Below are 13,909 nucleotides of genomic sequence, written 5' to 3'. Positions count from 1 at the left end.
CCCGCGCTCAACCCAGCACCGTCCCGGGACTCATAGCCGCACCGCGGCTGAAGTCACCGGCGCTCATCGTTTTTTTGCCTGCCGGCTGCACAGAGGTCAGCAGCAGTGAACCGTCACCGGTGCTCACCTCTACACCGCGCTCATTGACTGCAAGTACTGTGCCTGGTGGTTTGGTAGCTGCAGACTGCTGGTCAGCAGGCTTAGAAGCCGCCCATACCTTGAAGGTTTCACCGTTCCAGAGGGTGAACGCCCCGGAGAACGGGACAAGCCCGCGGATCCGGTTGTAGATTTCACGTGAACCGACATTCCAGTCAATCCGCTCGTCCTCACGGCTCAGGTTAGGCGCATAGGTGGCTTCATTGTCATTCTGCTGCACTGCTTCAACACGGCCCGCTGCCAGCTTCGGCATCTCCGCCTTAAGCAAATCGCGTCCGGCCAGGCTCAAATGTTCAAATAGATCGCCTGCGGTATCCTCATCTCCAATCGGTACTTCGACACGGGAAATCATATCACCGGTATCCAGCCCCTCAGCCATATACATCAAAGTTACACCGGTTACTGTCTCCCCGTTGATGATGCAGCGCTGGATCGGCGCACCCCCGCGGTATTTCGGCAGCAATGAGCCATGGACATTAACGCAGCCGTTGCGTGGCAGATCAAGCACACTTTTAGGCAGAATCTGGCCGTAAGCGGCTGTAACAATCAGATCAGGAGCATAGGCTGCAAGCTCTGCCACCGCTTCCGGCCGGCGCAGCCGTTCCGGCTGCAGCACCGGAAGCCCGAGTGATAGGGCAGCCTCCTTGACCGGAGTAGGCATAAGCGTCTTCTTGCGGCCCTGCGGCCGGTCGGGCTGTGTAATTACAGCCACTACATCATAGCCTTCCTCCACAAGCATTTTCAGGGAAGGCACGGCAAAAGCCGGTGTGCCCATGAATACAATCTTCATTCCGATCACTCCCCGGACTCGCTGTGCTCAGCAGTGTACTCGTAGACCTTCTCGGCAATATCGGTAAACAAGACACCGTTGAGATGGTCAATTTCATGCTGGAATGCGCGGGCCAGAAGACCGCTGCCCGTAATGGTAACCTCATTGCCTTCACGGTCAAGACCGCGTACAGTTACCGTCTCTGCCCGGCGGACATCGCCGTTTAGTCCCGGAATGCTTAGGCAGCCTTCCGGTCCGAACTGTTCGCCTTCTGTACTTATGATCTCCGGATTGATCAGCTTGATCAGGCCGTGCTCCTCATCGGCATCTACAACGATCAGACGCTTCAGAATTCCTACTTGCGGCGCAGCGAGGCCAACCCCTTCCGCATCGTACATCGTATCCGCCATATCATCAAGAAGCTTCTGGACATTCGGGGTTACTTTGGTTACAGCTTTCGCTGTTTTGTGCAATACTTCATCCGGTTCTTTTACAATTAATCTGATTGCCATTACACGTACACCATCCTTGTTCTAACGTTCTATATTCTCTATATTGTATCATGCCATATAACTACATCAACATCTGCGGATCTACGTCGATACTGATCTGCAGATTGTTGTCTCGGACCGAATCTTCCAGCTCCTCGGCAATCTTGCGGGCCAGCCCGATGGCATCAATAGCCCCCCGCCATTTGATAATACACTGGAACCGGTATCTTCCTTTTAACTTCGGCAGCGGTGAAGCTACAGGTCCTAGCAGGTCAAGCGCATCTGCGGACAGCTTGTCCAGGCTGGCGAACCAGCGGAGCTGTCTTGCCCGTCCCTGCAGATTCAGCGCGTAATTCTCCGCCATTTTTAGCAGGAGCGGAAGCTGCTCGTGCGAGAGGGTGACGAGAATCAGCCGGCAGTACGGCGGGTAATGCAGGGCTCTGCGGTGCTTCAGCTCATCGCGGACGAAGGAGTAATAGTCGTGTCCGCTGGCATGCACGATCGAGTAATGCTCGGGCGTGTAGGACTGCACCACAACTTCCCCGGGAAGCTGATGTCTGCCCGCCCGGCCAGCCACTTGGGTAAGCAGCTGGAAGGTCTTCTCCCCTGCCCGGAAGTCCGGCAGATTCAGTGCTGAATCTGCGGTTATGACTCCGACAAGGGTTACATCCGGGAAATCCAGCCCCTTGGCTACCATCTGCGTGCCTAGCAGGACGTCGGCCTTTTTGTCGCGGAACTGGTTCAGCAGCTTCTCATGAGAGCCCTTCTCTGTTGTCGTATCCACATCCATCCGGATAACCCGGATTCCGGGGAAGAGCTTGCCCAGCTCTTCCTCCACACGCTGGGTTCCTGTCCCAAAGAAGCGGATATGCTCGCTGCCGCATTCCGGGCATACCTTTGGCGAGGGCTCTGCGTGACCGCAGTAATGACAGCGCAGATTGTCGCTGCGGCTGTGATAAGTCAGCGAAATATCGCATTCGGGGCAGGTGGCCACATAACCGCAGCTTCGGCACATGACAAAGGTGGAAAAACCTCTGCGGTTCAGGAGCAGTACTGTCTGCTCCCCTTTCTCCAGCCTGCTCTCCAGTGCAGCGTGAAGTCTGCGGCTGAACATCGAGCGGTTCCCTTCCTTCAGCTCCTCCCGCATATCCACCACATGTACCTTAGGCAATGCATTGCCAAGAGCACGGGTAGGCATTTCGAGCAGCACTGGCGAGAAGTGAATGTCACTCTGTGATCTGGCTGCATGATAGCTCTCCAGTGAAGGAGTGGCCGAGCCGAGAATAACCGCTGCCCCGCCCTGCTCTGCCCTGCGGACAGCCACATCGCGGGCATGGTATTTCGGATTCTCCTCCTGCTTATAAGAGGATTCATGCTCTTCATCCATAATAATCAGCCCCAGGTTGGCAAAAGGGGCGAATACCGCCGAACGGGCCCCGACAGCTACCATCGCTTTGCCTTCCCTGATCTTGCGCCATTCGTCATAGCGTTCACCGACAGACAGGCGGCTGTGCATTACAGCTACGCCGCTGCCGAACCGTCCTTTGAAACGTTCCACCATCTGCGGGGTAAGCGCAATTTCCGGCACAAGCACCACAGCCTGTCTGCCCTGATCCATGGCACGCTGTATACACTGAAGATAAATCTCCGTTTTTCCGCTGCCGGTTACCCCGTGCAGCAGAAAGACCTCATGCTGCTGTTCATCAACCGTCCGGGCTATCCGCGTGAAAACCTTCTGCTGCTCAGGTGTAAGCGGCAAAGGTGAGCTCGGCTTAAAGTCGCGGCCCCGGTAAGGATCGCGGTAGACTTCAATTTCACTGATTTCAATATAGCCCTTTTCCTCCAGTGCCTTGACCGTTCCCGCCGTAACCTGCAGAACGGCCAGCAGATCCTTCATCGGCATGGGCAGCATCTGCTCCATTTCAATCAGAAAGGACAGGACATCCTTCTGCCGGGCCGAACGGGCCGGGAAGGTGCTGAGCGATTCGCGGGCTGCCGCCAGCCCGATCGCCAGGTCAACAGCCTTCAATTTTTTCTTGCCCATTTTATCCTTGATGGACTGGCTCTCGGTAAGCACGCCCCGGCGCAGCATAAACTTGACCGTCTCTGCAGCTCCGGGAAAGCTGCGGGTCAGCTGTTTCATGGTCACTTCTCCGGATTTTCTGACGAAATCAATAATTGTCCGCTCCTCCAGATCCTCCTCCAGGAACAGCGGAAACAGTTCATCCGCCGGCTTATCCGCAGCTTCAGCCTCTTCACCCAGAGAGATCAGGCGCTCAGCCTTGCCTTTGAGCGCGGTGGGCAGCATTGCCTGCAGGGCAGAAATCCGCCTGCAGGCATAGCGCTGGCTCATCCAGTCCCCTAATTCAACCAGCTCCGGAGACAGCGGCGGGAGCAGGTCAAGGACCTCCTGGATCGGCTTAAGTCCGGAAGCCGTTCCGGTCTCCCCGGACTCCAGCGAAACGACGAATCCCTGTACAGTACGGTGTCCGAAGGGAACCGCTACACGGCTGCCGACTTCGATCCACAGCCGCAGAGCATCAGGAATAGAGTAATCGAACGGCCGGTCGGTGCTGCGCACAGGAACATCGACAATGACCTTCGCTATCTCCATTATCGTGTTACTCCGGATATCCGTTCAGCTGCAAGCGTCAGCAGACGGCGGGCGACCTCATCTTTCGAGCTGAGCGGAAGATCCAGCACCAGCCCGCCTGCATCGTAAATGGACACAATATTGGTGTCCGTACCGAATCCGGCGCCTTCCCTGGACACATCATTGGCAACGATCAGATCCAGATTTTTGCGGACCAGCTTATCCTTCGCATAATATTCGGCATTGCCTGTCTCGGCTGCAAAGCCGATCAGGAACTGGTTATCCTTCACCTTGCCCAAACTCTCCAGGATGTCGGTTGTTTTAACCAGCTCAAGCGTCAAGGTATCCCCGCCCTTTTTAATTTTGGCATCCGCACTGTGCTTCGGACGGTAGTCGGCTACAGCAGCAGCCTTAATGAGGATATCGCAGCTGTTCCAGCGGCTGACAACCTCATCCAGCATGGACTGTGCCGATTCCACCCGGACCAGGGTAATTTCAGGATCCTGCGGCGGAGCTTCGTCTGTCCGTGCGGCGATAAGGGTTACCTCTGCGCCCATGGCCCGCGCAGCACGGGCGATCGCAAAGCCCATTTTGCCTGAGGAATCATTGGAAATATAACGGACCGGATCAATGCGTTCAACAGTCCCGCCTGCGGTAACCATCACTTTTTTGCCGCTCAAAGGGCCTTTAAGTCTATCAGCCTGAATGTTGAAATATTGCTCGACCACACGGACAATCGACTCCGGCTCCTCCAGTCTGCCTTTGCCTACATAGCCGCAGGCCAGCAGCCCTTCCCCGGGTTCGATAAACTGCACGCCGCGTGAAGCCAGTGTATTCATATTGCTGATCACAGCCGGATGCTGGTACATATGCACATTCATTGCCGGCGCCACCATGACAGGTGCTGTAGTGGCAAGCAGCGTGGTGGACAGCATATCATCAGCCAGGCCGTGTGCCATCTTGGCAATAATATTGGCGGTTGCCGGTGCAATCAGCACCAGGTCGGCGGAACCGGCCAGATCAATATGAGAGATAGAAGCGGGGTCACGCTCCTGAAAGGTATCACTGTATACCCGCTGTTTGGAGAGCGACTGAAAAGTCAGCTCGGTAATAAACTGCTTGGCCGAAGCTGTCATAATCACATGAACCTCGGCCCCCTTCTGGGTCAGCTTGCTGGTCAAGGCTGCCGCCTTATAGGCAGCAATGCCCCCTGTAACGCCAAGGATAATGGTTTTGCCTGTTAAGCTGTTCAACATAATCCCCCCCTGTTTCAAGCCAGGATCAGGCTCCGATGAACCGGATCTGACATTCAATAGCCGGATGATAGCCTGAATCGGCCTATACCGGCAAGAAGAAACGGCTGCGCCGCCTTCGATCAAGGTTGGCACCCGTTTCTAAAAAAATAACAACCTTCCGGTTGTCAGGAACAGCCCGGGTACGGGCTACATATGACATTATACTACATCCTTCCTGGTAACCGGAGCAGAAACAGCTGTTATAGCGAAGCCGTTTCTGCTGCAGGTGTAGCAGGAAGAGAGATCTACTCTTCGCCGCGGGTTACAAGAATGCGGTCTTCATAGATTTCTTCCAGCGCAACGCCCACAAACTTGTGGGATTTCGGAGCTTTGACATCAGTCTTGCCGCCTTCACGGAGCAGTCTTGCCCGGCGGGCTGCAGCGACAACCAGCGAATACTTGCTGTCAACCTTGTTCATCATTTCATCAATAGACGGATATAGCACGTAAGACACCTCTTCATCATTTACTGTAAATATGGTTCAATCCTGGCAGCGCTTATTATCTTACTTTGCAGTGCTCGGCGATAATAATGCTCTCAATACGTTTGCAGGCGAGGTCGATCTCATCATTCACTACGGCGTAGTCATAGTGCCGGATCAGGCCAATCTCATCCTCGGCAACAGACATGCGGTGGCTGATTACATCAGGATGCTCCGTACCGCGTCCGCGGATGCGGTCCTTGAGCTCATCCATCGAAGGAGGCAGCAGGAACACAAAGATTCCTTCAGGAAACTTCTCCTTGACCTTCAGCGCACCCTGAACCTCGATCTCCAGAATGATATCTTTGCCGCTCTCCAGCGTCCGTTCCACAAAATCACGCGGAGTCCCGTAATAGTTCCCTACATATTCTGCATATTCCAGCAGCTGGTCTGCTTCAATCATTGCCGCAAACTCATCTCTGCTCTTGAAAAAATAATTGACTCCGTTCTCTTCGCCTTCCCGCGGATTGCGGGTGGTGGCAGAAACGGAATAGACAAGCTCAGGCATTTTGGGTCTTAGTGCTGTACACACTGTGCCTTTGCCAACGCCGGATGGTCCGGATAAAATAATCAGCAATCCTTTTGACATAGTACACTCCAATTGTTGTTATTCGTCGTTATCGTCATCTTTACTGGACAGACGGTGTGCCACTGTCTCCGGCTGAACTGCCGAGAGGATGACATGGTCGCTGTCCGTGATGATGACGGCCCGCGTCCGGCGGCCATAGGTTGCATCGATCAGCATATGCCGGTCTCTGGCTTCCTGGATGATACGCTTGATCGGTGCAGATTCCGGGCTGACAATGGAAATAATACGGTTGGCCGACACGATATTCCCAAAGCCGATGTTAATTAATTTGATTGCCATGTTCCGGTTGTTCCCCCCATAAGTTACATCATTGCTTGCCGAAAATCCTGTTACTCCATATTCGCCGCCTGCTCACGAATCTTCTCCAGCTCCGCCTTCATCTCGAGCGTGAGATTCACCAGATTCAGATGATTGCATTTCGACCCGATTGTATTCGTCTCCCTGTTCATCTCCTGGATGAGAAAGTCCAGCTTGCGTCCTGCCGGCTCATTTCCATCAAGCAGGGCCCTGCATTGTTCAAAATGACTGTACAGCCGGGTAAGCTCTTCATCAATGTTACAGCGGTCGGCAAAAATAGCAATTTCCATTCCGAATTTATGCTCTTCAAATGGGAACGTTCCGTCATTCAGTTCGCTCAGCCGCTGCCGCAGCTTATCGCGGTATTCACTTACAACTGCCGGGGCAAGGGTTGCCATCGCCGCATGCAGCTCTTCAAGATGGACAAGCCTGCGCGACAGGTCGGCCGTAAGATAGCTTCCTTCCCGGGCACGCATCTGAAGCAGTGACTCCAGGCTCTGCGTTAATCCCCGCTCAAGCATCTCGGACCATTCTTCAGGTGTACCGGCCGAGACAGCCGCCGGCCCCTCCTTCAGTTCCATAACACCGGGCATAGAGAGTATATCACGCAAAGTCAGCTCTCCCGCAAGTCCGAACTCCTTCTTCAGTGCATCTGCCGATTCCAGATAGGACTTAACCGCCTGACGGTTCAGCTCCTGCAAGGCAGCCGCCTCATCCGCGGTCTCCCTGTTAATGATAACATCTACCCGTCCCCGTCTGATATGGTTCTGCACTGTCTTGCGCAGCATATCCTCATAAACCGTCCAATCCCGGGGCATCCGCAGCACAACTTCGCAGTAACGGTTATTCACCGATTTGACTTCGAACGTAATCTTGTAACCGCCGAATTGCAGGGATGATTGACCGTATCCGGTCATGCTAAATGACAACGGAATCACATCCATTACACTATTGTAATTGATTCTTACTAGCGAAACAAGGGGGACAATTTACGCCCCTGCTTGGCCCAAATATACTCCAGCAGCTGTACGCTCATGTCGTAGAACATAAACGGGGTCATCAGGTATATCCCGTTAAAGTGTTCAGTGGCCGCATCCAGCAGCTCCTTGGCGATGGCGACACCCTCTGCCCGGCCGGCTTCGCCTTCCAGTCCCTGCATCCGTCTGCGCACCTCATCCGACAGCTGGATACCGGGCACCTCGTTATGCAGGTATTCGGCATTGCGGCCGCTTGCCAGCGGCATGATTCCAAGGAAGATCGGAATATCGAGATGTCTGGTCGCTGCCGCAATATTCGCAATCAGCTCCGGATCATAGACCGGCTGTGTCATAATATAATCGGCGCCGGAGGCGATTTTTTTCTCCAGCCGCTGCACCGCTTTGTCCAGATGCTTCACGTTCGGGTTAAACGCAGCCCCGATCACAAACTTGGCCTTCTGTTTGAGCGGCTTGCCCGAGAAGGCTATCCCGTCATTGAGCTGCTTGATCATCCGGATAATTTCGAATGAGGTCAAATCGTATATGGAGCTTGAGCCCGGCAGGTCCCCGAACCGCGCCGGATCTCCTGTAACAGCAAGTACATGGTCAATGCCCAGCGCATCAAAGCCCATCAGATGGGACTGGGTCCCGATCAGATTACGGTCCCGGCAGGCAACGTGCACCAGCGGCCTAAGCCCTGTCCGGGCCTGGACCAGCGAGCCGAGCGCCATGTTGCTCATCCGTGTTACGGCAAGGGAGTTGTCAGCCAGTGTCAGGGCATCTGCCCCTGCTCTGCGCAGCGCCTCCGCGCCTTTCATGAACTTCGTAATATCGAGATCACGCGGCGGGTCGAGCTCCACAATGACCGTATGGCGCTCCTTCACCAGATCCACCAGATTCGGCTCACGGCCGTTCCGGCCGCCATCCTCCTCCAGATGCTCATGCACAGTAATGCTGCCTGCACTCTGCTTCACGGCCGGCTCCGGCAGCGGCTGCGGGACATACCCGCGCAGCGCAGCCGAGATTTCAGCGATATGCTGCGGTGTTGTACCGCAGCAGCCGCCGATAATCCGGCTGCCCATATCCGCAAAGACAGGGGCCATCTGCCCGAAATAATCCGGCGTTGCACCGTAGCGGTACTGCCCGTCCACATAATCGGCAATCCCCGCATTCGGATAGACCGACACCGGCAGCGCAAGGCTTCCCTGCAGCGTTGTGAGGGCACGTTTGATGCCGATAGGCCCGGTCCGGCAATTGAAGCCGATAATGTCTGCCCCGTCCTGCTCCAGAATATGAAAAGCCTCCGGCAGCGTTAACCCGTCAAGCGTACGCGCCGTCTCATCCACCGCCAGCTGGCAGATGACCGGAAGGCTGCTTAGCTTGCGGACCGCCTTCAGCGCCAGGTGAAGCTCTTCTACGTCATAGAAGGTCTCCAGCATAATTCCGTCGGGCTGCTCTTCAAGCAGCGCAGCGAACTGCTGGGTATAGAAGCGTTTCAGCTCGGAAGCGGATAAATTTGCCCGTTTGCCGGCACGGATGGAGCCTACGGCGCCGACTACATACCCGGCTTCCCCCGCTGCCTTCCGCGCAATCCGCACACCGGCGCGGTTAATATCCTCCACCTTGCCCTCGAGGCCGAATTTGGCCAGCTTGTCGTAATTGGCGGAGTACGTGTTGCTCTCCAGGAGCATAGCCCCGGCTTCTATATAGCTGCGGTGTACATCTTCAATAACCTCAGGAGAGTTCAAATTTAATTCTTCATAGGAGATGCCGACAGGGAAGCCCTTCTGATATAAAAAGGTTCCCATCGCCCCGTCTCCGACCAACACGTTATTCTTCCATGCAGAGCGCAAATCCGGCTTCACCGCAAGAACCTCCCCTATACTGTCATTAGTTTCATACTAATGTAACATAAAACGGGATGGATGATAAGCATTCAGGAGCCCCAAATATGGACAGGCCGTGCGGAGGTTCTGCATGGCATTACAGAAAATGCCCATACTACTTTTATTAACCAGTAAAGGACTGTTCCGGGGTGAAAAGAAAAACGCGCAGATTGCTGCTCCGCAAGTATGCAGTGATCCTTATTTTATCAGCACTATCCCTTCTGTATTTGTATCTGCTGGATTGGCTGTTCGGCTATGGCTTGGGGAACATAAGTTACATCCTCAATTACCTGCTGTATTCCGCTTCGGAAAAGCTGGCCGCTGCCGTCATGCTGCTAGCGCTGATTGTGCCCGATATTATCTACTGGGTCCGGGGCACTCAGCCGGGACGGGGTTCCGAAAAGTAGCTGCGGACAGCCGTTATAATGATCAGAATAACTGGAATTACAATCATGAACACCGGGTAGACCGTGTACAGCAGCCTGCCGCCTTCATCCAGATGCTCAGTGAAGCTGCGGGCATCCAGCATTGAAGTAAACAGGATGATCAGCGTACAGGGATAGAGCATTCGCCGGTACGGGAGATTGAACAACTCTGAGATCCCAATCAGGGCGGCGCCGAAAAAGACCGACATTTTGAAAAAGACCCCGATGATCAGCACCATTACCACAAAGATATCCACCCGCTGGATAAAATCCGAAATCGAAATCTTGCTGATTGTCGGCATCAGCGGCAGCTGGGAACGCTTTACGATATCCGCCCCCAGCACCGAGATATTAAGCGCGATTGTGGCGCTGAGCAGCAGCGCGGAAACGAACATGGCGGCAGCAATGACCCACGGCCCTTTGCGGACATCGGACAGATAGGGCATGAGCATTGTAAAGACGATCATTTCACCGAACGGAAACATATAATTCTGATGCACCACGGAATTGATCACCGGCCATAAGCCGTCCTCCAGCACGGGCAGCAGATGCTGAAGATTAATGGAGCCTGACAGCATCAGCAGAACCATACTGAATAATCCGATCAATAAAACAATAGTGCTAAACACCAGCGAAGTCCGTGTAAGCACCTCCGTGCCCTTATGCAGCACATAGGAGCTCGACAGAATCATCAGCATGCTCAGAATGAACAGCGGTGTATTGTGCATCGTGGCCATAGCCAGCATCGTACTGCCGTCACGCAGGCCCCGGCCGGAAAGATTCAAGTACAAAATAATGTACAGCAGCGCAACAGGTGTCCCGGCTGTCTTGCCCAGAAGCTTGCGTGTGTAGCCTGTGAATGTGAGTTCCGGATGTTTTCTGTACAGATAGGCATACCCCCAAAACATCAGCAGGCCGGCCAGCGAGCCGACGAGAATCGAAAGCCAGGCATCTCTGCCGGCTGCCATGCCCAGATTGACGACCAGCGAAGTCCCCAGTTCAAACAGCAGTGTAATGCTGAAAAACTGGAGTAATCCAATTTTTACTTTTCCCATACTGTTCCTCCACCACTCTAAGGATTAACCTGAAATGAGTTGCTGCGCATATCGGTATGCCTGATGACTGCATCGGCCTCTATTCGGAATTCACAGGCCGCAAAGATGTCCTCCCAGTGATCCCTTACCTTTTTCCAGCCTTGCGGATTTTTGCGCTCCATTACCTGTCCGAACCCGATATAGTCACTTTTATACTTCTTGGCCGTTTCAATGGCTGCCCTGATTTTTGTAGCGGTATCCTCTGCCAGCTTGGGAGAAAGATTCTGAAGGATTTTAGGGGAAGTCAGATCCAGGCTGTTTGGACTTTCCTTGATTGAAGCCTGCTGGCTTATTTTCACAATAAAAACCGGGTGCTCCGGATCCGCTGCCTTAACCCTGACTTCAAGCTGGGACTGGTATACATTAAAAGCAAGATAGCCTGAGTCCGGATACCGGATAACTGCCGGGTAGCCTTTGATTTTATTGTGCAAAAGCGCTGTCCCCAGCGCAGTATCCCCCTTCAGCCAGCCCATCAGCCTGTCATCCTTGAAAGCCGCGAGCTCCGTTACTTTGATGACTGCATGCGGGGCAATGGTTTTCATATTGTCATTCGTATCCGCACCTTCACGGACACCGTCAATTATGACTCCATTAATGACCGGTCCCCCGCCTCTGAGCTGAATCCCCCTGATTACATCGTCAACTTCCATCCGGTAGTTGTAGCCAAACTGTTTAGAAGTGGTATCAAGCTTCTCTACGAGATCATTAGCCGGAATCTTGCTGAATACGGTCATAGTTGACATGATCTCACGGGCCTGCTGTCCTTTGGCAACGAAAATAAGGCTGGTTAATCGTGTGTCGCTTTCCCGCTCAAGCACATCCATCATATCCTTGATGCCCTCCTGAGCCACCTTCTCGGATATAACCAGTACGCGGACATGGCCGAGGGACAGAAAACGGGCAGTCTGACGGGAAGCGCTCGCCAGCGCCTCGAACATTGTATGCCCCTTGCCTGTATAGAGGGCGACCGGTGAAATGCCTCGCGCATTTTCTCCGGAAATTTCGTCGGCGACAATGACCTGGAAGGACAGGACATATTTTTCGGCCTCCCCCTCACCCCGGTCTATGGCGACACCGGACACGATTGCCCGCCGGTTAAGCTCGACGCTGTCCCAGCATCCCGCCAGCACAAGGGGAATAACCAGCTGGGCCGTAATGAGCAATACCAAAGAGAAGCTACTTTTCTTCTTCATCTCCCCCAACCTCCATGTCCTCCTGCCTGCCGGCAGCATCGTTATTGCGTATAAGCGGCGCCAGGGCAGCTTCATGCCCGGTTGTCACCCGTTTGTAATCCGGCATTTCCTTCCTGAGCTGCGCCGGTGATTTGCCGGGCTTCATGAGCCAAAGCGGCAGCCGGAGAAGGGTGTCCTTCTGCCCTTTTACAGACAACGGCACGAACGGCGATAAATAAGGAATACCGAATGAACGCAAGCTGTTCATATGCGCTACCAGCACGATCAGTCCGAGAGTAATGCCGTAGAAGCCGAACATCCCGCCAAGCAGCAGAAATCCGAAGCGGATGATCCGTCCGGCGATCGCCATGTTATAAGCCGGGATGGCAAAGCTCGCAATACCGGTCAGGGCAATAACGATAACCATAATGGGGGTTATAATGCCGGCCTCCACGACCGCTGAACCGAGAATCAGCGCCCCGACAACGGAAACAGTCTGTCCGATGACACGCGGCATCCGTACACCGGCTTCACGCAGGATTTCAAAAGCCCCCTCCATCAGCAGCGCTTCAACAAAGGCCGGGAACGGCACGGTTTCCCGCTGTGAGAGCAGATTAATAAGCAGGGTTGTAGGAATCATTTCATAATGATAGGTTGTTAAGGCAATATACACTGAGGGGCCGAGCAGCAATACTATAAAACTGACATACCGGACAATCCGCATAAGGATCGCAATGTCAAAGCGTTGCGAATAGTCTTCGGCGGACTGGAAAAACTGGGTGAACACTGCAGGCAGAATCAGCACAAACGGGGTTCCGTCAATAATGATGACCACCCTGCCTTCGAGCAGATTTCCTGCAGCTACATCGGGGCGTTCTGAATTATAAATAGTAGGGAAGGGGGTGAACGTTTTATCCTGGATCAGCTCTTCAATGAATCCCGATTCCAGCACTTCGTCTATCGCGATTTTGTTCAGCCGGCTCCGGACCTCCTCCACCAGATCCTTCCCTGCTATTTCCTTCATATAGAGCATAGCTACATGGGTCTGTGTTTCTGTGCCGACTCTCGTATATTCCAGCCGCAGCTTCGGTGATTTGATCCGCCGGCGGATCAGGGATATGTTGGTGGCCACAGATTCCACGAACCCGTCCTTTGGCCCGCGTACGACCATTTGGGAGGATGACTCCTCTACGGAGCGTGACTCCCCGCCCTTGGTATCACAGAGAACCGCACTCATACAGCCCTCGATAAGAACAGCCGTATCTCCCGACAACACCGCCAGCAGCAGATCATTCCAGCTATCCGTGATCTCGGCATCCCCCAGCTCCAGAATACCGTCAAGCAGCACAGCCTGAATCCGGGCAGGATCTGCTGTATCTTCCGGGAGCTTCTGCGGCTCCGCCAGGAGTGAGCCGATTACAAATTCATTGACGGCAGCCGGGTCCGCCAGCCCGCTGATATGGATTGCCGCCGCCAGGACACGGTGCTCTCCGCCGATCTGGAGTCTGCGCACTTTAAGATCCGGGCTCTCTCCAAGCTCGGTCCGGATATTACGGATCGTCTCGTCCAGATCTTCTGTTAATCCGGAAGTTCTGCCGCTTGTGCCCGTCAGACCGGCCGCCTCCGCCTGGCTGCCCATATTCGCCCGCCTGCTGCTCATCGGACTCCCCCCTTCTGATAATG

General features: G+C 54.2%; 13 protein-coding genes. 1 reads left to right on the top strand and 12 read right to left on the bottom strand.

The window, feature by feature from the left end; all coding sequences use genetic code 11:
• Positions 1-7: 7 nt before the first annotated feature.
• The 9 genes from fmt to AC4G46_RS13640 form a co-directional block, all read right to left on the bottom strand.
• Positions 8-946, bottom strand: coding sequence for a methionyl-tRNA formyltransferase (gene fmt / locus AC4G46_RS13680; protein ID WP_491128412.1), 939 nt, complete (start codon positions 944-946; stop codon positions 8-10).
• 5 nt (positions 947-951) lie between these two features.
• Entirely contained in the window at positions 952-1,437 is a 486-nt protein-coding gene (gene def, locus AC4G46_RS13675; RefSeq protein ID WP_090716579.1) for a peptide deformylase, read from the bottom strand.
• Between the two features lie 61 nt (positions 1,438-1,498).
• Positions 1,499-4,030, bottom strand: a complete 2,532-nt coding sequence (gene priA / locus AC4G46_RS13670; RefSeq protein WP_491128411.1) for a primosomal protein N' — start codon at positions 4,028-4,030, stop codon at positions 1,499-1,501.
• Positions 4,030-5,265, bottom strand: a complete 1,236-nt coding sequence (coaBC, locus tag AC4G46_RS13665) for a bifunctional phosphopantothenoylcysteine decarboxylase/phosphopantothenate--cysteine ligase CoaBC (protein ID WP_491128410.1) — start codon at positions 5,263-5,265, stop codon at positions 4,030-4,032. The genes priA and coaBC overlap by 1 nt, the downstream gene beginning before the upstream one ends.
• 284 nt (positions 5,266-5,549) lie before the next feature.
• A complete protein-coding gene (rpoZ, locus tag AC4G46_RS13660) occupies positions 5,550-5,750 on the bottom strand; it encodes a DNA-directed RNA polymerase subunit omega (protein ID WP_068727534.1) in 201 nt (66 codons plus the stop codon).
• Between the two features lie 55 nt (positions 5,751-5,805).
• Positions 5,806-6,375 carry a guanylate kinase gene (gene gmk, locus AC4G46_RS13655; protein WP_068727536.1) on the bottom strand — a complete coding sequence of 190 codons (570 nt, stop codon included), beginning with the start codon at positions 6,373-6,375 and terminating at the stop codon, positions 5,806-5,808.
• 18 nt (positions 6,376-6,393) lie between these two features.
• Positions 6,394-6,654: an extracellular matrix/biofilm regulator RemA gene (gene remA / locus AC4G46_RS13650; protein WP_006209218.1), complete on the bottom strand. Its 261-nt coding sequence runs from the start codon at positions 6,652-6,654 to the stop codon at positions 6,394-6,396.
• Positions 6,655-6,704: 50 nt separating this feature from the next.
• The gene (locus AC4G46_RS13645; protein ID WP_491128409.1) at positions 6,705-7,601 is read right to left on the bottom strand and encodes a YicC/YloC family endoribonuclease; all 897 of its coding nucleotides are present in this window, start codon (positions 7,599-7,601) and stop codon (positions 6,705-6,707) included.
• A 38-nt stretch (positions 7,602-7,639) separates the two neighbouring features.
• A complete protein-coding gene (locus AC4G46_RS13640) occupies positions 7,640-9,514 on the bottom strand; it encodes a bifunctional homocysteine S-methyltransferase/methylenetetrahydrofolate reductase (protein WP_491128408.1) in 1,875 nt (624 codons plus the stop codon).
• A 170-nt stretch (positions 9,515-9,684) separates the two neighbouring features.
• Between AC4G46_RS13640 and AC4G46_RS13635 the strand changes: the two genes are divergently transcribed.
• Complete coding sequence (locus AC4G46_RS13635) at positions 9,685-9,942, top strand: hypothetical protein (protein WP_491128407.1); 258 nt, start codon at positions 9,685-9,687, stop codon at positions 9,940-9,942.
• Here the strand turns inward: AC4G46_RS13635 and AC4G46_RS13630 are convergent.
• From AC4G46_RS13630 to AC4G46_RS13620, 3 genes are read right to left on the bottom strand one after another with little or no spacing between them, the layout of a single operon-like run.
• Positions 9,915-11,015, bottom strand: coding sequence for a GerAB/ArcD/ProY family transporter (locus AC4G46_RS13630; RefSeq protein WP_491128406.1), 1,101 nt, complete (start codon positions 11,013-11,015; stop codon positions 9,915-9,917). The genes AC4G46_RS13635 and AC4G46_RS13630 overlap by 28 nt on opposite strands.
• Before the next feature lie 17 nt (positions 11,016-11,032).
• Positions 11,033-12,247 (bottom strand): Ger(x)C family spore germination protein, encoded by a 1,215-nt coding sequence (locus tag AC4G46_RS13625; RefSeq protein ID WP_491128405.1) that lies wholly within the window; start codon positions 12,245-12,247, stop codon positions 11,033-11,035.
• Positions 12,231-13,886: a spore germination protein gene (locus AC4G46_RS13620; protein ID WP_491128404.1), complete on the bottom strand. Its 1,656-nt coding sequence runs from the start codon at positions 13,884-13,886 to the stop codon at positions 12,231-12,233. Before AC4G46_RS13620 ends, AC4G46_RS13625 begins: the two co-directional genes overlap by 17 nt.
• Between the last annotated feature and the right edge of the window lie 23 nt (positions 13,887-13,909).

It is taken from the genome of Paenibacillus sp. fava2, assembly GCF_058313675.1.
This window is presented reverse-complemented; position numbering and strand designations above follow the sequence as displayed.